A 25,627-nucleotide genomic window follows, 5' to 3' on the forward strand; every position below is an offset into this window, starting at 1 on the left:
CCTCGATGGGCTGCATCCTCAGTCGCGCTGACTGACGCACAGGCTCTGCGTGGCGCGACCAATCAGTCCGTGCGTGTCGTAGAGCACCGATTCAGCGAGGCCGCCACCATTCGGGCCGAGGTAGGTACGAGCATCGAGGCAGATCCACTCGCCTTGTGGCCGGCGCAAGAGATTGATGGTCAGGTCCGAATTGACGAAGCTGTAGCTTTGTAAATCAAGAATCGCGCTGATGCCATTGCCGGAATCAGCGGCAACGGCGACGCGCTGATAGACACTTGGCGCCTCGCCGTCGAGCAGCGGGTGGCGCAGGCGGAACCAGATGGCACAGGGACCGTTGAAGAACTGGCCCTGCGCAACGCGGGTCTCCACCAGATCGGAGTAGCCCACATGCTTGCTGGCGAACGGGAAGGTCGCCGCTTGCGACGCCTCGGGCCCAATCGGGGCCAGCGGCAGCGGGTGCCCTGGCAGGCCGTCGGGCAACTGCAGCTCGTTCTCGCGCTGGGCCAGTGCCGTGAAGCGCGCGACCTCTTTCCCACCCGCCACGAGCCGCGCCGAGAAATGGCCGGCATTGCGCCCGGCATAGTCGGTGGCGACCTCGACCGCGACCTCGCCGACCGGCACCGGTCGCAGCAGGTTGGCGGTGAGCCGCGCGATGTGGCTCAGGCCATGGGCCGCAGCAGCGTGTTCAATGGCGCGGCACACCAACGCGATCGGTGGCCCGGCGTGCTGATGCGCAGGGTGCCAAGGGCCGCGCGTGAGCAAGCTGGCACGGTAGGCCCCGCTGTCAAGCAAGCTGTAGGCGCTGGCGGGCATGGCTGTCGTGGTCATGGTCAATGGTTCCGTTGTAATAGTCCATAGGCACTACAGTATCAGGCCATCTGCCGTCATCACCAAGGCAACAAAGAACGCGGGCGCTACCTTCGCTACTTCGGCGTCGGGCCGCCAGGCGGCTTGGGCATGGTGGACCTGTGGCCACCTATCAGGGCAGTTTCATCCGGTGCTTTCCTGAAAAATTGGTCGGGTACGCTGGCATGCGATGGTCAGCCGTACATTCAGCCGCTCCTTGTGAATTTCAGAACCAAGTTGCCATGGACTCGTTTTCCATTGCGAAAAATCAAACATGAGACTCCTTCTTGAGTTCAATCTGAGGCTGGAGACTACATCTGTTTTTTTGTAAGAAAAATCATGAACCCAAGATCCACAGCTAGACGCCTCGCCGCTGTTCGCTTCCCCTGTGCGATCGTGACCTCGCTGGCACGGGGACGCGCCACAGCGCAGCCGATACCGAAGGAGCGAAACGGCGCCTACGCTAGCCGTTCACTTGACGCCAGCATCGGCATACCGCTTTTTGAGACACATGGCACCAACACCCTCGAGCGGGTTGAGGACACGCGCATCAATCCGTCCAATGTCGCGTTCCGCACAATGGCATGCCACTGCATGTTCCAAGGCTCCACTATCGACAGCACGTCAGGCAATTGGTACTACGGCCAAGTCGCTGACAAAGATGACGACAAGTTCATGCTGTGGGGCGTGTGAGAAGGACCAAAAATGGAACAGAGCGTGATCGCAAAAAAAATGAAATTAATCCTGTTTTTTGCAGCGAATGCTGCCTGCCGCATCCCTTTAAACCCGTGATTTTTTGAAAGGACACTCGCCATGTATGAACGCACTGTATTTGAATCCATATCCCACAACCGCGTGGTCAGCGTGGCGCCGCATGCCAGCGTCCTGGAAACGGCTTGGGCAATGACCGCGGCCAATTGTGGCAGCGTGCTTATCACTGATCCCGGCGGGGCCATGCTGGGCATTCTCACCGAGCACGACCTGTTGACACGTGTGCTCGCCAAGTCGCTGAATCCGCAAACGACCCACGTGGCCGACGTCATGACCCCCCACCCGCATTGCGTGGGGCCTGAGGTGAAAGTAGCTGAAGCGGTGCTGATCATGATGGAACACGGCATTGGCAACCTGCCTGTCGTTTCTCATGCGTCCAAGATCCTGGGGATATTCTCGGCGCGCGACGCACTGCCAGGAGAGATTGTCGACGCGGCGAGCATTGCGGAGTTCAATGATCAGGTGACCGACGTTTTGGCTTGATTGGCATGTTTCGGTAGCCCCAATTGGGCACAGCCAGTTTTCATGGTTCGAAAGGAGCATGAAATGGCCTCGCCCTAAGCTGTCGGCGCGTGCAGCCGGAAATCAAGCCGGCTTTCGCATTCCTGGTCGTCCGGATTTCTGAAGGATTTCACGCTGAGCCTGGCGTGAGTTGGTCGGGCCTCACGCCTCACGCACAGACCTTCTGATCGAACGCCTGGGCGGCCCGGTACTACTGGAACGCCGCGGCACGTTTTAGCAATTCGTCCAGACCTGGTTCCTGTAAGTTGCGCGGTTTGCCCGGGTGAATGATCGACACTTGGCAACTCTCTGCCGCCTCCACCAATTGCGCGTAGCTTCCGGCCTGGATGTCCGCGATGTAGGCCTGCTTGTTGGCGTCGTAGGAAAACAGCTTGTTGTTGAGCGTGGTGCACTCGTTGCAGGTCGAACAGCGTGGCGTCTCGATATAGGCTTCGTCAGGCGATCTTTCCGGTTCTTGCTCCACCGGTGCGCTCGTCGCAGCGGGCGCAGGGGACGCCGACGGCGCGGCCGACACGCCCGCACCAGGCACGGTTGCCTCGCGCGCCTCAGTCTCGTGCTGCAGGCGCTCTTCCCAGGTCTTCTTCTCGCGCGCGAGAAGTTTTTCCGCGTGTGAATTGTGAATTCCGCCGAGTTCCTGCAGGCTGTGCCACATTTCGCGGCAACGGCGCGCTTCCCTGATGAGCCGCTCGTCGACGATCACTTTCTGCAACACGTTGTCGGCGTCGACCATCAGCAGGCTGGGTACCTTGTCCGGCAGACCCTTGCGCTCGCGCGTCAGAGACTCGTCCACCGGGATCATGCTGCCATTCCACTTCTCCCGCGGAACGCGCGCGAGGTGTCTGGCATAGCGGTGATCGCTGGCCACGAAATCGACCAGCGTGAAGGCCATGTCTTGCGATACCCGCTGGTGCTGTTCGTCCTCGTAGGTAAAGGCCTGAATCGGCCAGTCGAGATCAACCTGCGAATTGGCCCCGAGGTAGAAACGCGAGGCCCAGTTTGGGCCTGCGGATGGGTCGTAGGTGAAGGCCGGGAAGGCGCGCGACTCCATCGCTGCGGCCGACATCAGATAGGGCGGCAGGCCGGAAGACTTTGCGCTCGCGCCAGAAAACACGCTGAACAGGGCGGAGCCACGATAGGTCAACCCGCGCAGCAAGCGCTCGCGGAATCGGAACAGGTTGGAGCTGCTCGACTGCAGCACATACACCTCATTGAGCCCGATGGCCATGTTGGCGATCTGCCTGCTGCGCATGCCGGAGGTCAGTTTGCTTTCCCCATTCGGCGACTCTTCGAGGATGTCGTCGATCTGGAGCAAGACCTTGATCGGCAAGCCCGAGGCAAGGATCTCCATCAGATGGGCGTGCTCGACCGCCTGCATTTTTTCGGCGTTGACGCAGACCAGATAGTCGGGAAACTGCGCCAAGTCCTGCGGGTCGAGTCCGTTGGCGCCGAACTGCTCGAACAAGGCGTCGTGCCTGGATTCGCTGTACTGACCGTCAATCTCGAGCCCGGCGATGGCGATCGCTTTGGCGAGTGCGATCTGCTTCGGGCTGCGCTCGCGGAATGCGGCCAGCGCGTCGGCGCAACTATCGAAGAGGAAGGGGTAGGGTTTGGCGGCATCCGTCTTGGTCGCCGACGCAGCGGGAGACGAAATGAACTGCTGCGCGCTCAATGCATCGAGCAGCCCGCCTATGCGCTTGCGCCGACTCTCGGGAAACACGTCCGTCGGCAGGGCTTTGGAGAGCATGCGCGACATCGCGTCGAAGTCGAAAGCGTCACCAAAGCCGGTCCCTACCGCTGCTTGCAGGTGCTGGGCGCTGCGCCCCGCGGCGGAGCGTTCATAGTCGGCTTTGAGGATGTCAGATAGCTTCAGCACCAGCCGGTCAAGCTCCTTGCGAAATCCCTCGGCTTTTTGCTGTTGCACTGCGGCCCACGCATGCTGCAGCAGGCGGGCGGGTAGCGCGGTGTCGCAGTCAACCACCGCACCATTGACCTTGATCGCGGCGCGGGTGCGTCGCAAGCTGTCTTCGAACGACTGGTCCACACCCTTTGTGAACTGGCTTGAGGCCTTGTCCCACAGCGCGAAAAGCGACCCGCTGGCCCCGCCAGTGGCAAGCTCGCGAATGGCCTGCTCCAGCCGCAGCACATGCTTTCTGATGCGCTCGCCATCGCTGCCTTGCGCGACGCTTGCCAGGGCGCTGTCGATGATGCCCGATAGCGACTGCGCGAACAGGCCATCGGCACGACCGTCGACCAGCACCAGCGGAAAATCATAGCGAAGCTGGGTGAGATCCCGATAGCTGGCAAAAAGGGCCGGGCGCAGGCCCAGTCCATCGACCGCGTCCAGGTGCTCGCTCGGCCGTCTGCCGGTCAAGAAAAACGCAACGTGTGCTTGAGTATCTGCTTCCATGTCTTTATTTACCTGCCTTGCTGGTGGTATTCATTGTTTTCGAAAACGGTCCCCGTGGCGCACCTGCGCTTCATCCGGCCTTCTATTGCGCTCCCTCCGGCCAGACCGTGTACTTGTCCAACTCGGCATTGAGTCCTGCCCGCGTCAGATCGGGCGTGCGCAGCTTGTCCGAAAGCCGCAGGTTTTCGTAACAGGGAATATTCGGGTTGCGATACAGGATGCCGACGGGAATGGAATCGTGGCCGGAGGCGATTTCGCGTGCCCGGTCGATGTTCGACGGGTCATGCTGCAATTGATTCTTGTAGATCCGTGACATGCCGGCACTGGTCTGCAGGCCGTCCTCGTGGTTGAGCAACTGCACTCTGTTGGGGTCTTGCATCCACGGGTCGAGCGACGCCGGCAACCATTCCGGACAGCGCTGCACGATGCGAACGAACGACAGCCCCTTGTGGTGGTAGGCCGCCTTGACAATGTCGAACAGGATCTCCGGGATCCAATCGACCGCCTGCGCCACGAAGGAGACGTTTTGAACGCCGAGCGTCACCGTCAAGGGATTCAAAGCTTCCAGGTAACTGCCGCGTGGCGTCGTATTGCTCTTGGTCCCGATGGGTGAGGTCGGCGAGGCTTGTTTCTTGGTCAAACCATAAATCTGGTTGTCGTGCAGGAACACGGTGATGTTCATGTTGTAGCGGATGGCGTGAATCCAGTGGGCGGCGCCAATGCTGCAGCAATCACCGTCGCCCGTGTTGACGAACACGGTCAGGTCGGGCCTTGCCATCTTCACGCCTTCGGCGACCGGCAGCGCACGTCCATGAATGCCGTGGAAACCGTAGGTCTTCATGTAATGGGGAAAGCGGCTCGAGCAGCCTATTCCCGACACGAACACGGTCTTCTCCGGCAGCAAGCCTTCGTCCCGGCATAGCCGCTGTACCGCCGCAAGAATGGCGTTGTCGCCGCAGCCCGTGCACCAGCGCGGCACGCCGCTCTGATAGTCTTCGAGTTCGAAATGCTCGTCGCACATTTGCAGGAGGCACTCCGCGCTGGACATCATGTTCATGGCCATTTCACCTTTCTTAGCTTTTACTTATTTAGCTGTTCCAGCAGCACGCGGCGGATGGTGCCGGGCTTGATCGGCTGGCCCTTGACCTCGCTCCAGCAGTCCACGTCGACGAGGTAGCGCGAGCGCAACAGGATCGCCACCGACGAATAGCGGCGATTGGTTTCGTCGATGATCTGGTCGTGCGGGCGGTCGCTCCAGTTGCTCTCGATGGTCATGACCTTCTTGAACCCCTGCATGATTTCCTTGATCCCTGGCGGCAGGGGCTGCAGAAATTGCAGGTGCATGGAAGACACCTTGCGCCCCTCGACGCGCATTGCGTCGACCGCTTCCTCAATGGCGCCCTTGGTGCTGCCCCAGCCGATGACCAGCAGATCGCCCTGTGGATCGCCGAACACCGGCGGCGCCTTGAGCGTCCTTTGCAGAGCCGCAAGCTTCAGGCTGCGAAAGCGCAGGGTTTGCTCGTTGATTTCGGCATCGTAGGCGACGTGGCTGTCGCGGTCGTGCGCTAGTCCGGTCAAGGTATGCATGCCGCCGGGCTGGCCCGGAATGAAGCGGCGGGCGAGGCCAGTGGTGTCGTCCCAATCGTAGGGCCTGGCTCCGGCCGGAACCGGGCTCTGGTCAACCGGCGGCGCCAGCCAGGCTTCACTGAACTGCGGGCGCGCGAACGGTTGTTGCGACGTGGCAAGGCCGGCATCGGACAGGACCACCACGACCATGTTGAAAGTTTCGGCGATCTTGCGCGCCGTGATGATCGAATAGAAGCACTCCTCAATCGTGCCCGGCGCCATGACCACCTTCGGTGCGTCACCGTGGCTGCCGAAAATCGCGGCCATGAGATCGCCCTGCTCCATTTTGGTCGGCTGGCCGGTGCTGGGGCCGCCGCGCTGCACGTTCACCACCACCAGAGGAATCTCCCCCATGACCGCGAGCCCGATCGCCTCCTGCTTCAGGGAATAGCCGGGACCGGAGGTGATGGTGATCGTGCATTTGCTGGCGTAAGACGCACCGATGGCGAACGCGCAGGCCGCGATCTCGTCTTCCGCCTGATGCACCATGCCGCCGACATTCTCGAATACTTCTGACAGATAGTGCGAGGCCGATGTGGCGGGCGTGATCGGGTACATGGCGCAGATTTCCATCCCCGATGCAAGCACGCCCAAGGCCAGCGCCGTGTTTCCGTTGACCACGATCTGCGGCTCGGTCGCGCGCACCGCTGGAATGCTGTAGCAAAAGTCCAGATTGGCCTGTGCCCATTTGTGACCCGCTTCAAGCAGCTTGATGTTCGCATCGACCACGCTCTGATCTTTCTTGCCGAAAGCCAGCACGATTTGATCCACCGCCAGCTTCAGCTCCAGGCTGTAGATGCGGCACAGCATGCCCAGCGCGAACATGTTCTTGCCCCGCTTGGCATCCGCGACGATGGTGCGACATTCCTGCTCCATCGGAATTTCGTACACATGGTAGCCCGCAGCCACAAGTCGGTCGTAGGTCTCGACATAGGACGCCACGATTTTCGGATCGGCATGCGTGCGCCAGATGCTTTCCAGCAGGATGGTGCAGCCCGGTTTGAGTTCCTTCGCCCGCACCCTTCCGAGCAGTACTTGCTCATTGAACGCCACCACCAGGTCGGTCTCGTCGCCGCCGTTAGTGATGTATCCGGAGCCGATGCGGATCCGATTGCCGCTGGCCCCTGCGACGCTGCGCGCTGGCGGGCGAATTTCGGCGGGAATGATTTCAGTGGTCCAGATGCCATTGCCCATCTGCGCAGCAATCGCACCCAGGGATTGGCCGCACTTCTGCGCGCCTTCTCCAGAATCGCTGATGATTTCGATGATGTGCTCTTTCAACTTGAGCGCCGATTTCTTGCGGGCCGGCGATCCCGTTTTGTTGCCGGGCTTCTCTGTCAACTGGTGCATGGTGAGTTCGTTCATGGTCTTTCCGTAGCCGCTGTTAGACGTTTGCGCCGCCAATCGCTGTGTCAGCAAGGGGTAATTTAGAAACGCGCACGCGTGCGAAATTACGTTCCTTCGTATCAATCCCAAACAGAGTGGCAGCACCAGCACCAGCACCAGCCCCGTCCCCGCCGGTATAGGGCAGCGCACAGTCGCGGATTCCGAGATAGGCCTTCATGTTGCGCGCGGCCTTGCGGCCGGCGCCCATGGCTTCGATCACGGTCGCCGCGCCGGTGACGATGTCACCGCCGGCGAACACCCCCGCCATTGAAGTGGCGAGGTTTTCGTCGGCACCGATATAGCCCCATTTGTTCAGCTTGAGCTTGGACGTCTGGCCCATGATCGGATTGGCGTTGGTGCCGATGGCATACACGATCAGATCGGCCTCGAAATCAAACTCGCTGCCGGCGACCGGCACCGGCCGACGCCGACCCGAATCGTCGGGCTCGCCCAGCTCCATGCGCACGCAGCGCATGCCGCGCACGCTTCCCTTGCCGTCGTCCAGAACCGACACCGGCGCGGTGAGCCAGTGGTACTCGACCCCTTCCTGCTCGGCGTGATGGACTTCTTCGGCTCGCGCCGGCGCCTCGGTGCGCGATCGGCGGTAAATGCAGTACACCTTCTCGGCGCCGAGCCGAATGGACACGCGCATCGCGTCCATCGCCGTGTTGCCAGCGCCAACCACGGCGACGCGCTTGCCAATCGGCAGCGGCGTGTCAAAGGCTGGAAAGTCCCTCGCGCGCATCAGGTTGCAGCGCGTCAACAGCTCATTGGCCGAGAGCACGCCGTTGAGCGAATCCCCGGGAATATTGAGCATCGTCGGATAGCCGGCGCCAACGCCGACGAATACCGCGTGGAAACCCATCTCGTCGATCATCTGTTCGATGGTGAACAAGCGGCCCACCAGGGTGTTGCATTCGAACTTCACGCCAAATTTTTTCAGATTGTTGATCTCGGCGTCGATCACGGTATTCGGGAGGCGGAAATCGGGGATGCCGTATTTCAGCACCCCGCCCGCCTGATGGAAGGCTTCATAGACAGTGACGTCGCAGCCGGCCTTGGCCATATCCGCCGCGCAGGCCATGCCGGCCGGTCCCGAGCCGACGATCCCGACGCGGAACCGGTTTGGCTCGATATAGGGAATGTTGACCCAGCCTTCCTTGATGGCGGTGTCGCCGACAAACCGCTCCAGGCGCCCGATCGCGACCGCTTCAAGGGAGTCGCCGACGGTGCACACGCCTTCGCATTGGTTCTCCTGCGGACACACCCGGCCGCAGATGGACGGCAAGAGATTGGTGTTGGTGAGAATGTCGTAGGCACCGCGAAAATTGCGTTCGCCAATCTTCTGGATGAAGCCAGGGATATTGATTCCCACCGGACAGCCGCTAATGCATGGCTCGTCCGGGCACATGAGGCAACGCTCTGACTCACGCAGCGCATCTTCAAGGCTGTAGCCGCAGGCAACCTCCTCGAAATTCTTGGCCCGCACCTGCGCGGCCTGTTCGCGCATCGGCGTGCGTTCCTGTGGAATCGTTCGTATCGTCTTTTTCTTTGCCATCTCTTGTTCCTCAAGCAACTAGCCGGACGCTTGGCGAGTCCAAGCGGCGGCGCCATGCTGCGCTCTTGACCGTCGAGCCGATCTAGCCCGCCAACGTGCTGGAGCCCCCTTGCGTCGTCATACGGCAGCTGTCGGACCAGCGTTCGTGGGCCGCCTTCTCGTCTTTCGTGTAGCGCTGCAAGCGCAGCATCAGGTCGTCGAAATCAACCAGATGACCGTCAAAGTCCGGTCCGTCAACACAGGCAAACTTCACCTGATCGCCAACCTTCACCCTGCAGCCACCGCACATCCCGGTACCATCAACCATGATCGGGTTGACGCTCACCATGGTTTTGATCTTGTAGGGCCGCGTGGCATCTGCGCATGCCTTCATCATCACCGGCGGGCCGATCGCAACGACCTCTTCGATGTCTGGGTGTTGCGCCAGCGCGACCTTGATGCCGTCGGTGATCATTCCCTTCATCCCTGCCGAGCCGTCATTCGTGCACAGGATGAGCTCGTCGCAGCTGGCCCGAAACTTGTCCTCCCAGAATACAAGATCCTTGTTCCGAAACCCGAGGACGGCGATCACGTACGCGCCGCTTTCCTTGAAGGCACGCGCCTGGGGAAAGATCGGGGCCACGCCCAAGCCACCGCCCACGCACAACACCTTTTTGGCGTGACTGATCGGACTGGGTGTGCCCATCGGGCCCACCATCGCGAAAAGCGAAGCGCCGACCTGGCATTCCTGTTGCATTTGCCTGGTTGTCTTGCCAACCGCTTGGATCACCAGCGTGATGGTGCCCTGCTTGCGGTCGAAGTCCGCGATGGTCAGCGGAATGCGCTCACCGTTCTCGTGCAGCATGACAATGACAAATTGGCCTGGCTTGGCGGCCTTGGCCATCAAGGGATGGCGCACCTCAAGCAGGTAAGTGACGTTAGAGAAATCCTCTCGGGCCACGATCTCGAAGTTGGACATTGCGGTCGCTTTCATATTCGGCCAGTTTGCGCTGGTGGGTTATTGCGGCAATGCCTGGCATCCGCCGATCTGCCGTCTTCTTCACCACTGACGGGATGATGAAAGTTTCCTCCGGTGGCGAGGGGATGTTTTGATTAATATCAAAACCCAGGACAGACTGGAAGAAAGCAGGCTGGCGCCCTTCCTGCTGCTTGCAGTCCTCGTTGCCCATAGCAAGTACCGCAGCCGAACAAGCTCAATCTACTATCAAATATATAGCTATTTGTGCTTATTCCATAAGGGCTGGAGCCATAAAACATAAAGACCTCCCGGTAAGACAAGTTTTTGAGCTGGCGCGATAAAACAATTGATTGGCGGCATCGCGAAGTGGCAACGGTGCAGCCTTGCTCTACAGTCGGCGGGATACCGGAGCAACAAGGAGCAAGGCATGCGACGATGGAATGGCTGGGGCGACCATGCGACTTCAATGCAGCTGAACGAGGCCGCTCGCGTCATGTTGAACGCGCGCCTGGGGCCTGGTCGGCCCGGCGTTGATGCCACGCGTGAAGACATGCTGGCGCAAGTCCCGGCCTCCCGCCTGAACGGCGCCCACCCGCTGATTCAAACTGACGCCGCCAGTCGCTTTGGCATGGCGATGGGCGAGAGCTTTGCCGACTGGATCCGAAAACGCTTTGGCGCCCTGCCCCCGGTGCCTGATGGTGTGGCTTTCCCGGAATCCTCAAGCCAAGTGCGCGAGTTGCTTGACCTGGCCAACGCGTCCAACTGGATCGTGATTCCGTTTGCCGGTGGCACCAGTGTGGCCGGGCACCTGGACTGCCCCATCAGCGACCGGCCGATCCTGTCGATCAATCTCAGCCGTATGAACCGGCTGCTGCACCTGGACAAAACAAGCCAGTTGGCCACCTTTGGCGCCGGCACGCCGGGGCCGCTGGTGGAATCGCAGCTGCGCGCGCAGGGCTACACGCTCGGGCATTTTCCGCAGTCGTTTGAGTACTCCACGGTGGGCGGATGGGTGGTGACGCGCTCCAGCGGGCAGCAGTCGCTGCGCTATGGCCGAATCGAGCAATTGTTTGCCGGTGGCCGGCTCGAGGCTCCGGTGGGCAACTTGACGATACCAACGCTGCCGGCCTCTGCCGCCGGGCCTGACTTGCGCGAGTTGGTGCTGGGCTCGGAGGGCCGCTTTGGCATTCTGACCGAGGCCATACTGCGGGTTTCGCGTTTGCCCGAGCATGAGAGCTTTCATGCCCTGTTCTTGCCCGATTGGGATTCAGCCGAAGCCGCCGTGCGCGAGCTGGTGCAGCGCAAACTGCCGTTAAGCATGCTGCGCCTGTCCAACGGCATCGAGACCGAAACCAACCTGACGCTCGCAGGCCACGCGCGCCTGATCGGCTGGCTGCAGCGCTATTTGTCCTGGCGCGGCTGTGCGGAAGGCAAGTGCATGCTGATGCTGGGCGTAACGGCCGACGCGCGCACCGCGCACCACGCCCTGCGCGAGGCGCGGCGCCTGCTGGCGCGTCATGGCGGCGTCTACATCGGGCGCGCCATGGGCAGCAAGTGGCTGGCCAACCGCTTTAAAGGCCCGTACCTTCGCAATGCGCTGTGGGCCCTGGGTTACTCGGCCGACACGATCGAGACCGCCGTCGACTGGCCGCAGGTCAAACCACTGATGCTGGCGATGGAGCAGACCGCACGCGATGTGTTTACGCAATATGGCGAGCAGGTGCATGCGTTCACCCACTTGTCGCACTTGTACCCGCAGGGCAGCGCGATCTATTCGCAGTTTGTCTGGGCCACGGCAGCGGGCGGCTTTGCGCCCAATTTTGAGCGTTGGCAAAAGCTCAAAGCCGCGGTGGCCACCACAATCGCCGTGCACGGCGGCACGGTGAGCCATCAGCACGGTGTCGGGCGTGACCACGCCGCCCATCTGGCCGACGAGAAAGGACCGCTGGGCATGGCGACGCTGGCCGGGTTGTGTCACCACTTTGATCCGAACAAGATCATGAACCCCGGCAAGCTGCTGCAGGACGGTGGGCCATGGGCGAGTTGAACCCCAACGCCCGGCGCGCCCAAGCGATGGCGCAGCTTGACGCGCAGACCTGGGACCTTGTCGTGATTGGCGGCGGCATCAGCGGCGCCGGGGTGGCGCAGCAAGCGGCGCGCCGCGGCTGGCGCGTGCTGCTGATCGAGCAGCGCGACTTTGCCTGGGGCACGTCCAGCCGTTCTTCCAAGCTGGTGCATGGCGGCCTGCGCTACCTGAAGGAAGGCGATCTCAAGACCACCTTGCACTCGGTGCGCGAGCGCGAGCGTTTGAGGTGCGAGGCGCCAGAGTTGATCGAGCCGCAGAGCTTTCTGTTTGCCGATTGCGTCGGGCGCAAACCGGGTCGCTGGCTGTTTCAAATCGGTTTGATGGTGTACGACCTGATGGCTGGTCAGCGCAGCCACTGCTGGGCTGACCTGGCGACCACGCAGACGCTGGCGCCAGGCCTGGCACCCCCCAAAATGCGCGGCTCCCTGGTGTTTCAGGATGCCAAGACCGACGATGCGCGACTGGTCTGGCGGGTTCTGATGGAGGCGCAGCGCGACGGCGCGGTCACGCTGAACTACGTCGCAGCACAAGGGTTGCAGCTGGATGCGGGCCGGGTGTCGGGCGTCACCTTGCTGGACGTGCTCAGCGGGCAGCAAACCCAGGTGCGCGCCAAAGCCGTGGTCAACGCCACCGGCGCCTGGGCCGACCGGCTGCGCCGTGCGGTCGGTGGCGATCCCATGCTGCGCCCGCTGCGCGGTAGCCATCTGGTGGTGCCGTTCTGGCGTCTGCCCGTGGCGCAGTCCATCAGCCTGATGCACCCCAAAGACGGTCGACCGGTTTTCCTCTACCCCTGGGAGGGGGCCACGCTGATCGGCACCACCGATCTGGATCATCGCGCGGACATCGATGTCGAGCCATCCATCACGCAGCAGGAAGTGGACTACCTGATCGAGGCAGTGAACGACCAGTTCCCCGCCGCCGCGCTCAAGCCCTGTGATGTCAGTGCCTGTTACGCCGGTGTGCGCCCTGTGGTGGACGACGGCAGCGGCACGGCCTCTCAGGCGGCGCGGGACCATGTGGTGCTGGATGAATCGGGACTGATCACGCTGACCGGGGGCAAACTGACCACCTTCCGACTGATGGCGCAAGACGCGCTGGCGTTGGCGGCACCGCGCGTGGGCCGACCGTTTGCGCGCGATGACGCCGTCCTGTTCACGCCAGTGGCCGACCTGAACCCGCGCTGGAGCGCCGCTGTGCGACACCGGCTGGCGGCGCGTTATGGCTATCGGTCGGGGGAACTGAGCCAGCACGCGGCTGAGGCCGACCTGCAGACCCTTCCTGGCACCAACACCCTGTGGCTGGAACTGGCGATCGCGGCCAGCGATGAAGCGGTCGTGCACTTGGACGATCTTCTGTTGCGCCGCGCGCGCCTGGGCATTCTGTTGCCGCGTGGCGGGCTGGATCATCTGGCGCGTATCCGCAAGATGTGCGAACCGCATTTAGATTGGGGCGACGCGGGCTGGGTCGTCGAGATTGCACGCTACCAGGCGCTCATTGCCGCGCACTACCAACTGCCCACCGTCAAACCAGAGGCGACAAGCCCATGAACAAAACCTACCTGCTGGCTATCGACAACGGCACCCAGAGCGTGCGTGCCTTGCTGTTTGATCTGCAGGGAAATTTGGTGGACAAGGCGCAGGTCAACATTGACAGCTACCAGTCACCCGAACCGGGCTGGAAGGAAAACGACCCCGAGGCCTTCTGGCAGTCGCTATGCCAGGCCTGCCAGCAGCTGTGGGCCCACACCAGCGTGCCCAAGAGTGCGATTGCGGGTGTAGTCATCACGACCCAGCGCGCCACCACCATCGCCTTGGACAGGCAGGGCCAGCCCTTGCGCCCGGCCATCATTTGGCTGGACCAGCGTCGCGCCGACAGCACGCCCAAGCTCAAGTGGTGGTGGGAAGTTGCCTTTCGCGCCATTGGCATGCGTGACACCGTGCACCACTTCCAGCGGGAAGCCGAGGCCAACTGGATCGCACAGAACCAGCCCGAGCTCTGGGCGAAAACCGACAAGTACCTGCTGTTGTCGGGTTACCTCAATTACCGTTTTACCGGCCGTTTTGTCGACTCCATCGCGTCGCAGGTAGGTTACATCCCGTTTGACTACAAGAAAGGCTGTTGGGCCGCCCCACGCGACTGGAAATGGCAGGCCATGCCAATCAAGCCATCGATGCTGCCCGAACTGGTCCCGGCGGGAACCATCATTGGCCACGTCAGCGCCCAAGTCGCGCTGAGCACCGGCATTCCAGAGGGCTTGACTGTGATCGCCGGTGCCGCCGACAAGGCCTGCGAGGTCATTGGCGCCGGTTGCCTCACGCCCGAGATCGCCTGCCTGTCCTATGGCACCACCGCCACCATCAACACCACGACGCCGCGCTACCTGGAGGCCACCCCCTTCATCCCCCCGTACCAGGCGGCGGTGCCGGGCCACTACAACACCGAAATTCAAATCACGCGGGGTTTCTGGATGGTGAGTTGGTTCAAGGAGCAATTCGGTTTGCACGAGCAGCAGATTGCCCTGCAGAGAGGTGTAACACCGGAGAGTCTTTTTGATGAATTGGTGAGCAACGTCCCGCCCGGCGCCCAGGGCCTGATGCTGCAACCGTTCTGGAACCCGGGCATCAAGGTGCCCGGTCCCGAGGCCAAAGGCGCGATCATCGGTTTTGGCGATGTCCACAAGCGGGCCCACCTGTACCGCGCCATCCTCGAAGGCCTGGCCTACGCGCTGCGCGAAGCCAAGGAGCGCATCGAAAGGCGCGGCGGCACGCGCATCAGCAAGGTCAGGGTCTCCGGTGGCGGCTCGCAAAGCGACGCGGCGATGCAGATCACCGCCAATATCTTCAATTTACCGTGCGAGCGGCCGCATTTGTACGAGACCAGTGGCCTGGGCGCAGCCATGCTGGCCGCCGTCGCCTTGGAACTGCACCCCGACTTTGCCACCGCTGTGCGCGAGATGACCCGCATCGGGCAGGTGTTCCAGCCCGAGCCCGCCCACGCCCGCACCTACGACCAGCTCTACCGTCGCGTCTATTGCCGCATGTACCAGCGACTGCAACCCCTGTACCGGGACATTCGGGAAATCACGGGCTATCCGGCACCGGACTGAGCCGCTTGTTACGATGGCTCAACTTTTCAGGAGATGCTCAGATGAGACGATTCGCCGTGGCCTTGGTCGCCGCGCTTGGACTGGCCGCAGCTCAAGCCCTGGCTTGGAGCAACCACAGCTATGCGGCCTACCGTGTTTTTGAAAAAATGCCTGAGGTGGTCAATGCCGCGCCGGTGACGGTCGAGCCGCTGGAAGCCTTCCTGAAAGCGCAAGAAAAATCCATTGAAAACCTGCTGGCCAGCCAGGAAGCCTGGGCCCAGGGCCAACTGGCGGTCTACCCGCCGCGCCCGGCAGCACTGGCTTTCAAGGCCGACTCCACGCGATCCGACGCGGCCCGGCGACTGGCTTTCTTGATGGCGCTGCGGGTCGCGCCAGACAGCAAAATGGCCCTGTACGTGCAACCCGATCCTTGGGACACCCACCCGGACACTGCCATGCGGCTGCCCCACTCTGGCGTCGACACGCTGCCCGAACAACCCAACTCAAGCTACCGCTTTGTGGGCCTCAAGACGGGCACTCAAGTTGCGCCGCTGGCCGTGCTGGCCTCCGCCACCGATGAACCGGACTACGGTCTGGACATCAACCTGTGGGCCGACAGTCCGTCGGACTGGGGCAAAGTGTATGGCTTTGGGACCTTGCCGTTTGGCAACCCCGCGCTGTACTTCTCCACGCAGGCGCCCTTTCATATGGGCTTCTACCAGGAAGACCGTGTCATCTACCTGGCGGCGCCCTTCCTCAAGAAAACCTTTCCCCTGCTTCGCATCCACCAGTACAGCAGCCTGGCCGGGCTGGCGTTCCGCACCGGACATCCTTATTGGGGTTGGCGTTTCACCGGGCTGGCGCTGCACTATGTGCAGGATCTCACGCAGCCTTATCACGCCAGCCTGTCGCCCGGCAATTCATCGGCCAAGCTGATCGGCATCAACCTGCTGGCCATGGCCGGGCTGCCCAGAATGAAGGACGAGATGATTGTGCTGCTGTCCAATCGCCATCTGGCGCTGGAAAAGTACCAGAATCAATTGATCTATAACGCCGCGCTGGCCCGGCAGGAGAGCCCCCTTGAGCAGGCCCTGCGCACCAGCAACAAAGACGCCAGCTACCCGGCTTGGTCCGACATGTATGCGCGCGATGTCGTCAGTCGCCAGTCTCATGCCCTTGGCAGCAGGCTGACCGACATTCTGGTGGACACCCTGCCACCTGGCTATGTCTCGGACCCGTCCTTCGATTTCGGCGTGAAAGAGTCGGGCATCAATCTGCTGGCTGAACTGAGCCGGCAAGATGCAGCCAAACGAGCCAGGTTGGACAGCGTCACCACCGAGTTGATGGGCAATTTTGGCGCCCACAGCCGCAACCTGGTGCGCGGCGTGCTGAAAGCCGGCGCAGCGCCGTGATTAAGCCCAGATCACCGAACGCATCGAGATCGACGCGGCTTGATAGCTGGTATTGAAAAACTGCGGTTCCTCGCTGGCATCGACCGCCCCGGCGGCGTACAGCAAGGGCAAGAAGTGCTCATGGGTCGGATGCGCCTGTTTTGCGACCGCGCCGAGCGACTGAAAATCCTGCAACGCCGTCAGATTGCCGCTCTGCAGATAGCCGGCCACGGTCTGGTCAAACTCGAGCGCCCAGTCGTAAGCCTGATCCGGCGCCGCTCCCATCTGCAGGGTGCGCAGGTTGTGCACGATGTTGCCGCTGCCAACAATCAGCACGCCGCGTTCGCGCAAACCCTTCAGTTGTTGGCCCAGCGCGTAGTGTTCAGTGGGAGGGCGGCTGTAGTCCATGCTGAGTTGAATCACCGGAATATCCGCTTGCGGGAACATCGGCTTGAGCACGGACCACGCACCGTGGTCAAGCCCCCAGTCCTGCATATCCAGCGACACGGGCTTACCACTGTTTGCCTGGCGCAGGCTGCGGCTGATTTCCTGCGCGGCCAGCGGAAAACCTGGGGCCAGGTATTGCTGATCGAAAAGCGCTGGCGGGAAACCGCCAAAGTCGTGAATGGTTTTTGGCTGAGCCATGGCGGTCAGCCACCAGCCGTTTGTGAGCCAATGGGCAGAGACACACAGGATCAGCTTTGGTTTAGGCCACTGAACGCCAAACTTTTCGCCTAGCAACTGCCAGCTTCGGCGGTATTCGTTGTCCTCTATCGCGTTCATGGGACTGCCATGGCCCAGAAAAATGACCGGCATTCTGGCTGTTTGTTTCAACGCTTGGATGGAGCCGAGGGCATTAGCATCTGAGTGGTTGGTCATCAAATCTCCAAAAAAAATCACGATTACACAGTCCGACAGCGCCCCAACCCGCAACGCTCCAGAACTTCCGACGTGTGCAGGGCTGATGATTTTCCTTTATAAAGACGCCATCAAACAGAGATATTGACTTATCCAAGCCTTGCAAAAGCCTGACGAATGGCCGGGAAATTGGTGCTTTCAGTCTTCCGCAAAGTCGGCCAAAAATGTTATATTGCACTGCAACATTTCCAGAAAGTGAATTCATCGTGCTGTACAAAATCTACGAAACCCAACGCTCCTTGATGGAGCCTTTCTCAGACTTGGCGCACTCTGCCTCCAAGGTCTACGGTAATCCGCTGTCGATGTTGGGGCAAAACCCGTTTGCGCAGCGTCTTTCTGCCGGCTACGACTTGATGCATCGCTTGGGCAAGGATTACGAAAAACCGGAATTCGGTCTGCGCACCGTCGATGTTGACGGGGTCGAAGTCGCCATTCATGAGCGTGTCGAACTCGACAAACCTTTTTGTGAACTGCGCCGGTTCAAGCGCTTCACCGATGACCAGACCACACTCGGAAAGCTCAAAGGGCAGCCCGCAGTGCTGATCGTGGCGCCGCTGTCGGGTCACTATGCAACGCTCTTGCGCGACACCGTCAAGACCATGCTCAAAGACCACAAGGTCTACATCACCGATTGGAAGAATGCGCGCCTGATTCCCCTGTCAGACGGTGAATTTCATCTGGATGATTATGTGAACTATGTGCAGGAGTTCATCCGCCATCTGCAAGGCATTTACGGCAATTGCCATGTGGTGAGCGTGTGCCAGCCCACGGTGCCGGTGCTCGCTGCTGTCTCGCTGATGGCCAGTCGCGGCGAGGTGACGCCCCTGAGCATGACCATGATGGGCGGCCCCATTGATGCGCGCAAATCGCCCACGGCAGTGAACAACCTGGCGATGAACAAGAGTTTTGAATGGTTTGAGAACAACGTGATTTACCGCGTTCCCACCAACTTTGCCGGTGCTGGTCGGCGGGTCTATCCCGGTTTCTTGCAGCACACCGGCTTTGTCGCCATGAATCCGAGCAACCATGCCAAGAGCCATTACGACTACTTCAAGGACCTGATCAAGGGCGACGACGCGAGCACCGAAGCGCACCGCAAGTTCTACGACGAGTACAACGCCGTGTTGGACATGGATGCCCACTACTACCTGGAAACGATCCGGGTCGTGTTTCAGGAGTTCTGCCTGCTCAAGGGCACCTGGGATATCAAGGGCGTGGACGGAAAAATTGAACGTGTCCGCCCGCAAGACATTACCACCACAGCCCTGTTCTCGGTCGAAGGTGAGCTTGACGATATCTCCGGCTCGGGCCAGACCGAGGCCGTGCACAGCATCTGCAGCGGTGTTCCCAAGTCGGAGCAAAAACACCTGGAGGTCAAGGGCGCCGGTCACTTTGGCATCTTCAGCGGTCGGCGCTGGCGCGAGGTGGTGTACCCAGCGGTTAAATCGTTCATCCGCAGTCACCAACCCGTTGCCAAAGCTGCCGCCGCACCGCTAGCGCAGGCTGCACCCATCCCCAAAGTAGTTGCAGAAGCACAAGCGGTTGAGCAATCAGTTTCGACAGCTGTGGCGCAAGCCGTTGCGCAAGCCGCTGACACTGCCGCTCACCTGGCACCGACGATCAAACTGGAATCCCCGCCAAAATCTTGGAAAAAACCAGTGCTAGCCCCCGTCAAGCTTAAGCCAGTAGCTACCAAAAACGCAGCTACGAAGCCACTTCGCAAGAAGTGATGAACGCGCTGGCCGCCCGGATACTGGCGGTTTTGCCGCAAACGCAGTGCACCCGCTGCGGCTATCCAGACTGCGCAGCCTATGCGCAGGCGGTTGCAACAGGCACGGCGGGCATCAACCAATGCCCGCCCGGCGGCGCGCAGGGCATTGCGTGGCTGGCGAGCATCACCGGCCAAGCGGTTCAAGCGCTGAATCCGGCCCATGGCGCCGAAACGCCGCGCAGCGTTGCGTTCATCGACGAAGACTGGTGCATCGGTTGCACGTTGTGCCTCGCCGCCTGTCCCACGGACGCTATTTTTGGCAGCAACAAGCTGATGCACACCGTGATCGAGGCGTACTGCACCGGTTGTGAGTTGTGCCTGCCGGTATGCCCGGTGGATTGCATCAAACTTGAGAACACGACAAAGACGGCCACCGGCTGGGCTTCCTGGTCACGACAACAGGCGGATTTGTCTCAACGTCGCTATGAATTTAATAGCTATAGACGCAGTCAGGAAAAGGGCCAGAGCGTCAAAAGGCTTGAAGAAGAAGTACCCCGAACAATAGCGGCTTCGAACCACCCTTCCGTGCACACAAACGTCGCCATGCAGGAACAAAAAAGCGCGGTGATTGAGGCGGCCTTGGCCCGTGCCCGGGTGAAACGCAATGCCGCTGCAGGCGCTGTGTCGGCCCAAGCCCCAGAGCCCGTGCGGCCCGGTTAGCTCACTACCAGGTTTCGGTAGACGCCGCAGCCAACGTACAAATCATCCACGAGCTGGACAAAAGACATTTTGGTTTGCACACGTCCGGTGGTGGGGTTGTTGATGTCGTATTCAACCCAGCCAGGTTCGCGCCGGGCTTGCGCAATGATGTCATCGAGCAGCCCCTGGCCGTCGATGCCGGGAATGTCCTGCACCCGCGTCCCCACTTTGGCCGGGTTACCGCCAAAAGAGCGATAGGTGCCGTCGTCATCAAGCACAAAAACATACATGTCGCGATCATGAAACCCTTGCGCGGGGTCAGTCAAAGCACGCAAAAAAGCATCAAGGGAGGCGCTGCGCCGGCGTTGCTCAACCGCCCGCCTCACCAGTTCAACCGCCTCTTCAGCAGAACCCTGTTGCAGCTTGAACAGCGCCACTGCATCCACCAGCGTTGAGGCGCGGTGCTCCAGATCAGTGGCTTGCGACACCGCCTGCTCCACCATTTGGGCATTGCGCTGCGTGATCTCATCAAGTTGACGCACTGCTGATGTGATCTCGGTCAGGCCGGCACTCTGCTCGGCGCTCGACGTTGATATCTGTCCCATGTTGACGGCCACATCACGAATGCCTGTCACGATCTGAGTGATGTTGCCACCGGCTGCCCGGATGCTCTGCACGCTGGCAGCCACCTGCGCCGATGAGGCGCCGATGAGTTGCCGAATTTCTTTCGCCGATTCAGCCGAACGCTGCGCCAGCAACCGGACCTCACTGGCAACTACCGCAAAACCACGACCCGACTCCCCGGCGCGAGCTGCCTCGACGGCCGCATTGAGCGCGAGAATATTGGTCTGAAACGCCAGCCCGTCAATCACGCTGACAATTTCATCCATGCGTTTGGCACTGCTCTGGATCGCTTCCACAGATGCAATGGCTGCGGTCATGGTACTGGCTCCCTGATCGGCGACATCGCGCACACCGGCGGCTTGCGCGTTGGCCTGAGCGGCTGTGTGGGCGTTCTCTTGCACAGTGGATGACAGCTGCTCGACACTGGCTGCTGTCTGCTCCAGATTGGCGGCTTGTTGCTCGGTCCGATCGGCCAACTGTCGGTTGCCGGTCGCCAGACTTTTGCCCGAATACGCAACGAATGCCGAGTTGCTGCGCACGTTGGCGACCATCGCCGACACGGTTGAACCCATTTTGCTGACTGCCGATGCCAGTTCAGCGAGTTCATCGCGACCGCGAGGAACCAAATTCAAGCGCAAGTCGCCCTGCAACATCTGCGTCATGGCTTGCGTCACCTGCGCCAAATCCAGAGCGAAGCTGCGGTAAATGGCCAGCACACCGTACACGGACACGATCAAGCACGCAGCACTCAACCAAGCGATCCAAGCAGCACCATAGCCTTCAGACTCAGTCAGAAAATACTGCACCAACATCAAAATCGGCGGCGTCATCAGAACGACTGCCAGCAACGATAACTTGGTAACGATGCGCACGCGGCGCATCAGCAGCACGCCAGGAGCCAGCAGGCTTGCGAAAATCATAAATCTGTCTCTCTCATAGTTATCAGTGCTCTTTGGCACTCGCACTCATTTGATCGCAATAGTATGACGCAAAGCTTACCCCCTAAAAAAACAAAACGCCCCGCCATTCGCTAACGAATGCGGGGCCAGTGGCCTACCAGCGATTCACACCGCTGGTCTCACCAAATTGCGTGTCTGAGCGCTGGAAAAAAGCTCAAGGGCGAATAGCGATCTCGTTCTTGACCGATTTCACGTTCTTGACACCGCGCGCGATATTCTCTGCAGCGCTCTTCTCCGTGAGGCTCTTGGCGAAACCTGACAGCATGACCGTGCCATTCAGGGTTTCAACGCTGATCGACGCTGCGCTAACCAGCTTGCTTTCAACAAAGCGCGCCTTGACGAGTGTAGTGATGCCAGCATCGTCAACGTAAGAGCCGACAGTCTCCTGGCCGCGTTGAACAGCACAGCCGGGCGCAGTCAGTAGAACAACAGCGGCAATGGCGGCGGCGAGTGTAGTGCGAATAATCATAGTTAATCTCCAGTTAAAGTTGATATGTGATGGGATGGGTGAACTATAGAGCGGCTCGCGGTGCCGGATCATCAGAATCAGCCGCCTCTACCTGTAGGACAAGACCGGCCGATGGCGTCAGCAAAGCCATATTGGGGTGCCCTGAATTCTCGGCTGGCCGCAAATTCAAGCTGGCAGTGCGGGCAAGCAGCCTGCCACCAACAATGCAAGTGGCCTCCCACGGAATGGCTGCTAGCCAAGCATCACGGGCTCTCCCTTTCGGTCGAAGGGAATCAGCGTTCCCAAGCTGCCAGCTTTGATCGCCTCGACCATGCCTTGTAACGCTATTTCAACCGCCGCGCTGGTCGGCGCCAATCCGCCAGTGCCGGACATCGCAGCGGCAAAGACGATCTGCCAATCTCTCCCAAACTGACCTGATTCCTCAACCAGTTCCTTAAAGCCATGCAGCTCATCGGGCGCCTTGTCCACATACATGATGGGCACCAACGCGCCGCCCTGCCCGGCCAGGAACCGCTCCCGCTGGGACGAGCTTGCATCAGCCGGCAAATCAGCGCCGGCAAACACAAAGAGCAAGCGTTGTGGTTCGGCTTGCTGGCGTGCCGCTTCTAGCAAATCATCAAAACTGGAAATATTCATGGCTGGGACTTTCTTGATTTCAGAGGTCTCAAGTGTCAGGTCAAATTTGCATTTGTGGTACATTGACCCCATGAAAAAAATGTTGCTAGCGCTGCTACTACTGCCTGACGGGCGGAGACGGTAGCGTACGCACGCACCCAAACCAAAAGCCCGTATGCTGCCGCAACGGGCTTTTTTTTCACCCCGATATTTTTTGACTGCGGATATTGTTGAACATAGGAGAAACCAGATGACCGACCAATTGATTATTTTTGACACCACGTTGCGTGACGGCGAACAGTCGCCCGGCGCATCCATGAACAAAGACGAGAAGCTTCGCATCGCGCGCCAGTTGGAACGCCTGAAAGTCGATGTCATTGAAGCCGGCTTCGCAGCGAGTTCCAACGGCGATTTCGAGGCCATACAAGGCATTGCCAAGGCCATCAAAGACTCCACCATTTGCTCACTGTCGCGCGCCAATGACCGTGATATTTCGCGCGCCGCTGAGGCGCTCAAAGGCGCCAACCGTGGCCGCATCCATACTTTTATTGCCACCTCCCCGCTGCACATGGAGAAAAAACTGCGCATGACACCGGATCAGGTGTTTGAGCAAGCTCGGTTGGCAGTACGTTTTGCACGCAACCTGGTGGCTGACGTGGAGTTCAGCCCCGAAGACGCCTACCGTAGCGATGTGGACTTTCTATGTCGGGTCATTGAGGCGGCGATCAACGAGGGTGCTACCACCATCAATGTGCCCGACACCGTCGGTTACGCCATTCCTGAGCTTTATGGCACTTTCATCAAGACCTTGCGCGAGCGCGTGCCCAATTCAGACAAGGCCATCTGGTCGGTCCATTGCCACAACGATCTGGGCATGGCGGTCGCCAATTCACTGGCGGGCGTGAAAATCGGAGGTGCGCGTCAGGTTGAGTGCACGATGAACGGCCTGGGTGAGCGCGCCGGCAACTGCAGCCTGGAAGAGGTCGTGATGGCGGTCAAGACACGACGTGACTACTTCGGCCTGGACGTCGGTATCGAGACTCAACATATTTTGGCGGCCAGTCGCATGGTGAGCCAGATCACCGGCTTTGTCGTACAGCCCAACAAAGCCATTGTCGGTGCCAACGCGTTTGCGCACGCGGCCGGCATCCACCAGGACGGCGTTCTCAAAGCGCGGGACACTTACGAAATCATGCGCGCAGAAGATGTGGGTTGGAGCGCCAACAAGATTGTCCTGAGTAAAGTGAGCGGTCGCAATGCCTTCAAGCAACGCTTGCAGGAATTGGGCGCGCAGATGGAAAGCGAGTCTGAGATTAACGCCGCATTCGCCCGGTTCAAGGAGTTGGCGGATCGCAAGAGCGAGATTTTTGATGAAGACATCCTGGCACTTGTCGGCAGTGAAAGTGTGGCTCGCGAGAACGAGCAATATGGTTTTGTTTCCCTGTCGCAACACAGTGAAACCGGGGAACGCCCCCAAGCCAGTATTGTCTTCACCGCCGATGGCAAGGAAGTGAAAAGTTCGTCGGACGGGGATGGTCCGGTGGATGCATCGCTGAAAGCCATTGAGGCAAAGGTCCAGAGTGGTGCCGAGATGGTGCTCTATTCGGTCAACGCCATCAGCGGTTCGACCGAAAGCCAAGGCGAGGTGACGGTGCGTTTGCAGCGCAGTGGGCGTGTCGTGAACGGCGTCGGCGCTGACCCCGACATCATTGTTGCGTCGGCTAAAGCCTATTTGAGCGCGCTTAGCAAATTGCAGAGCAAGGCCGATCGGGTCGCTGCGCAAGGATAGCGACAGAAGAAATTGCTTGCTTTGCTGGTAATTGTTTAAGAAAGTCCCGCAAGTATTTGATATTGCGCGACTTTTCTGATTAAACTGGCGTCTTTGAGAAATAGGTCTTGAAATTGGTGCAAGGCCCATTTTTGGCAGATTCCATTTGGAGACATTGTGCGCAAACTACTATCTTTCTTTGGTCTGGCAATTTTTGTGCTTGCGGTTTCAGTGCCGCAAGCTGAGGCCGCTCAGAAGAAGCGTCAGTTTACAAAGTCCTCCAAGAGCACCATCATTGCCAAACGAAAAGTTAGCAGGACCTTTGTGGTCGGCACGCACAAGACGGCCAGTCGCACCCGCATTGAGCCTTTGAGGCTATCGTTTGGGCAGATGGCGGGTTTGCAAGGAACACCTGACACTCTTGACTTGAAATCCAGCGTGGCTCTGGTGATCGACCAGGATACCAATGAGGTCTTGTTCAGCAAAAATGAACAGGCGGTCCTACCGATTGCATCCCTCACCAAGCTCATGACCGGACTGGTCCTGCGGGAGGCCCACCTGTCCCCCGACCAGATGATCACCATTTCTCAAGACGACGTGGACACCGAGAAGGGCAGTTCGTCGCGTCTTGGAGTGGGAACCACATTGAGCCGCGGCGAACTCCTGCATCTGGCCTTGATGTCCAGTGAGAACCGCGCAGCACATGCGCTGGCTCGCAGTTATCCAGGGGGCTTGCCAGTTTTTGTGAGATTGATGAACGCCAAGGCAAAATCAATTGGCATGAGCGACACGCACTATGTTGAACCGACCGGACTCTCCAGCAAGAACCAGTCCAGTGCCCGCGATCTCGCCAAACTGGTCAACGTGGCGCATGGCGATCCAATCTTGCGAGAATTGACCACCTCGCCGGATTACCAAGTGGCTGTCGGCAACCGAACGCTGCAGTACAACAACACAAACCGGCTGGTCAAGAATCCATCTTGGGACATCGGCCTGCAAAAGACCGGCTACATTTCCGAAGCCGGTCGATGCCTCGTGATGCAAACAAAAATCGCCGGCCGCAAGCTCATCATGGTGTTCCTCGACTCGGCGGGCAAGCTAACCCGCATCGGCGACGCCGAGCGGGTTCGCCGATGGGTCGAGTCCAAGCCTGCCATCCGGTCGGCATCGGTTCCTTTGGCTAGCGCCGCTGTTGATGAGATAGCTGCTTTTCAGTAAGAACTCAAGC

22 protein-coding genes are annotated in these 25,627 nt (G+C 60.1%); 10 read left to right on the plus strand and 12 right to left on the minus strand.

The features are described from left to right. Nucleotides 1–18 precede the first annotated feature (18 nt). Nucleotides 19–828: a thioesterase family protein gene (locus tag GZ093_RS06845; protein ID WP_296483906.1), complete on the minus strand. Its 810-nt coding sequence runs from the start codon at nucleotides 826–828 to the stop codon at nucleotides 19–21. 162 nt (nucleotides 829–990) lie between these two features. Beyond that, a complete protein-coding gene (locus GZ093_RS06850; RefSeq protein ID WP_296483908.1) occupies nucleotides 991–1,122 on the minus strand; it encodes a hypothetical protein in 132 nt (43 codons plus the stop codon). 63 nt (nucleotides 1,123–1,185) lie between these two features. Between GZ093_RS06850 and GZ093_RS06855 the strand changes: the two genes are divergently transcribed. Further along, nucleotides 1,186–1,539: a hypothetical protein gene (locus tag GZ093_RS06855; RefSeq protein ID WP_296483911.1), complete on the plus strand. Its 354-nt coding sequence runs from the start codon at nucleotides 1,186–1,188 to the stop codon at nucleotides 1,537–1,539. Between the two features lie 120 nt (nucleotides 1,540–1,659). Then, nucleotides 1,660–2,100 carry a CBS domain-containing protein gene (locus GZ093_RS06860; protein ID WP_296483914.1) on the plus strand — a complete coding sequence of 147 codons (441 nt, stop codon included), beginning with the start codon at nucleotides 1,660–1,662 and terminating at the stop codon, nucleotides 2,098–2,100. 229 nt (nucleotides 2,101–2,329) lie between these two features. Here GZ093_RS06860 and GZ093_RS06865 read toward each other — a convergent pair whose 3' ends face one another. The 6 genes from GZ093_RS06865 to GZ093_RS06890 all read right to left on the minus strand — a co-directional run bounded on the left by GZ093_RS06865 (nucleotide 2,330) and on the right by GZ093_RS06890 (nucleotide 10,285). Continuing rightward, the gene (locus tag GZ093_RS06865) at nucleotides 2,330–4,546 is read right to left on the minus strand and encodes a hypothetical protein (RefSeq protein ID WP_296483916.1); all 2,217 of its coding nucleotides are present in this window, start codon (nucleotides 4,544–4,546) and stop codon (nucleotides 2,330–2,332) included. Nucleotides 4,547–4,628: 82 nt separating this feature from the next. After that, entirely contained in the window at nucleotides 4,629–5,603 is a 975-nt protein-coding gene (locus tag GZ093_RS06870; protein ID WP_296483919.1) for a thiamine pyrophosphate-dependent enzyme, read from the minus strand. A gap of 23 nt (nucleotides 5,604–5,626) precedes the next feature. Continuing rightward, nucleotides 5,627–7,537 carry a 2-oxoacid:acceptor oxidoreductase subunit alpha gene (locus GZ093_RS06875; RefSeq protein WP_296483922.1) on the minus strand — a complete coding sequence of 637 codons (1,911 nt, stop codon included), beginning with the start codon at nucleotides 7,535–7,537 and terminating at the stop codon, nucleotides 5,627–5,629. Nucleotides 7,538–7,556: 19 nt separating this feature from the next. After that, the gene (gene gltA / locus GZ093_RS06880) at nucleotides 7,557–9,116 is read right to left on the minus strand and encodes an NADPH-dependent glutamate synthase (RefSeq protein WP_296483925.1); all 1,560 of its coding nucleotides are present in this window, start codon (nucleotides 9,114–9,116) and stop codon (nucleotides 7,557–7,559) included. Nucleotides 9,117–9,198: 82 nt separating this feature from the next. Continuing rightward, complete coding sequence (locus GZ093_RS06885; protein ID WP_296483929.1) at nucleotides 9,199–10,089, minus strand: sulfide/dihydroorotate dehydrogenase-like FAD/NAD-binding protein; 891 nt, start codon at nucleotides 10,087–10,089, stop codon at nucleotides 9,199–9,201. After that, nucleotides 10,034–10,285 (minus strand): hypothetical protein, encoded by a 252-nt coding sequence (locus GZ093_RS06890; protein WP_296483931.1) that lies wholly within the window; start codon nucleotides 10,283–10,285, stop codon nucleotides 10,034–10,036. The genes GZ093_RS06885 and GZ093_RS06890 overlap by 56 nt, the downstream gene beginning before the upstream one ends. Before the next feature lie 216 nt (nucleotides 10,286–10,501). On the opposite strand from GZ093_RS06890, the gene GZ093_RS06895 reads away from it, so the two are divergent. From GZ093_RS06895 to GZ093_RS06910, 4 genes are read left to right on the plus strand one after another with little or no spacing between them, the layout of a single operon-like run. After that, nucleotides 10,502–12,121 carry an FAD-binding oxidoreductase gene (locus GZ093_RS06895; protein WP_296483934.1) on the plus strand — a complete coding sequence of 540 codons (1,620 nt, stop codon included), beginning with the start codon at nucleotides 10,502–10,504 and terminating at the stop codon, nucleotides 12,119–12,121. Continuing rightward, nucleotides 12,109–13,707, plus strand: a complete 1,599-nt coding sequence (locus tag GZ093_RS06900; protein WP_296483937.1) for a glycerol-3-phosphate dehydrogenase/oxidase — start codon at nucleotides 12,109–12,111, stop codon at nucleotides 13,705–13,707. The genes GZ093_RS06895 and GZ093_RS06900 overlap by 13 nt, the downstream gene beginning before the upstream one ends. Beyond that, nucleotides 13,704–15,266, plus strand: a complete 1,563-nt coding sequence (locus GZ093_RS06905; protein ID WP_296483940.1) for an FGGY-family carbohydrate kinase — start codon at nucleotides 13,704–13,706, stop codon at nucleotides 15,264–15,266. The genes GZ093_RS06900 and GZ093_RS06905 overlap by 4 nt, the downstream gene beginning before the upstream one ends. Before the next feature lie 41 nt (nucleotides 15,267–15,307). Then, complete coding sequence (locus GZ093_RS06910; protein WP_296483944.1) at nucleotides 15,308–16,657, plus strand: hypothetical protein; 1,350 nt, start codon at nucleotides 15,308–15,310, stop codon at nucleotides 16,655–16,657. Here the strand turns inward: GZ093_RS06910 and ygiD are convergent, their stop codons facing one another. Then, entirely contained in the window at nucleotides 16,658–17,515 is an 858-nt protein-coding gene (gene ygiD, locus GZ093_RS06915) for a 4,5-DOPA dioxygenase extradiol (protein ID WP_296483947.1), read from the minus strand. A gap of 245 nt (nucleotides 17,516–17,760) precedes the next feature. Here ygiD and phaZ point away from each other — a divergent pair, with 245 nt between their 5' ends. Then, nucleotides 17,761–19,284: a polyhydroxyalkanoate depolymerase gene (gene phaZ / locus GZ093_RS06920; RefSeq protein ID WP_296483952.1), complete on the plus strand. Its 1,524-nt coding sequence runs from the start codon at nucleotides 17,761–17,763 to the stop codon at nucleotides 19,282–19,284. After that, nucleotides 19,284–19,985: an RnfABCDGE type electron transport complex subunit B gene (locus GZ093_RS06925; RefSeq protein ID WP_296483955.1), complete on the plus strand. Its 702-nt coding sequence runs from the start codon at nucleotides 19,284–19,286 to the stop codon at nucleotides 19,983–19,985. The genes phaZ and GZ093_RS06925 overlap by 1 nt, the downstream gene beginning before the upstream one ends. Here GZ093_RS06925 and GZ093_RS06930 read toward each other — a convergent pair. The 3 genes from GZ093_RS06930 to GZ093_RS06940 all read right to left on the minus strand — a co-directional run bounded on the left by GZ093_RS06930 (nucleotide 19,982) and on the right by GZ093_RS06940 (nucleotide 22,652). After that, nucleotides 19,982–21,508, minus strand: a complete 1,527-nt coding sequence (locus GZ093_RS06930) for a methyl-accepting chemotaxis protein (protein WP_296483958.1) — start codon at nucleotides 21,506–21,508, stop codon at nucleotides 19,982–19,984. The two genes, GZ093_RS06925 and GZ093_RS06930, sit on opposite strands and share 4 nt — an antisense overlap. Nucleotides 21,509–21,701: 193 nt before the next feature. Further along, complete coding sequence (locus GZ093_RS06935) at nucleotides 21,702–22,016, minus strand: BON domain-containing protein (RefSeq protein WP_296483961.1); 315 nt, start codon at nucleotides 22,014–22,016, stop codon at nucleotides 21,702–21,704. A gap of 231 nt (nucleotides 22,017–22,247) precedes the next feature. Further along, nucleotides 22,248–22,652, minus strand: a complete 405-nt coding sequence (locus tag GZ093_RS06940) for a ribonucleotide reductase subunit alpha (RefSeq protein WP_296483993.1) — start codon at nucleotides 22,650–22,652, stop codon at nucleotides 22,248–22,250. A gap of 229 nt (nucleotides 22,653–22,881) precedes the next feature. Between GZ093_RS06940 and GZ093_RS06945 the strand changes: the two genes are divergently transcribed. Next, nucleotides 22,882–24,420 carry a 2-isopropylmalate synthase gene (locus GZ093_RS06945; protein WP_296483964.1) on the plus strand — a complete coding sequence of 513 codons (1,539 nt, stop codon included), beginning with the start codon at nucleotides 22,882–22,884 and terminating at the stop codon, nucleotides 24,418–24,420. Between the two features lie 156 nt (nucleotides 24,421–24,576). Continuing rightward, the gene (gene pbpG, locus GZ093_RS06950) at nucleotides 24,577–25,617 is read left to right on the plus strand and encodes a D-alanyl-D-alanine endopeptidase (RefSeq protein WP_296483967.1); all 1,041 of its coding nucleotides are present in this window, start codon (nucleotides 24,577–24,579) and stop codon (nucleotides 25,615–25,617) included. The last annotated feature ends 10 nt before the right edge of the window (nucleotides 25,618–25,627 follow it).

It is taken from the genome of Rhodoferax sp., from assembly GCF_010365055.1.
Classification (GTDB): domain Bacteria; phylum Pseudomonadota; class Gammaproteobacteria; order Burkholderiales; family Burkholderiaceae_C; genus Rhodoferax.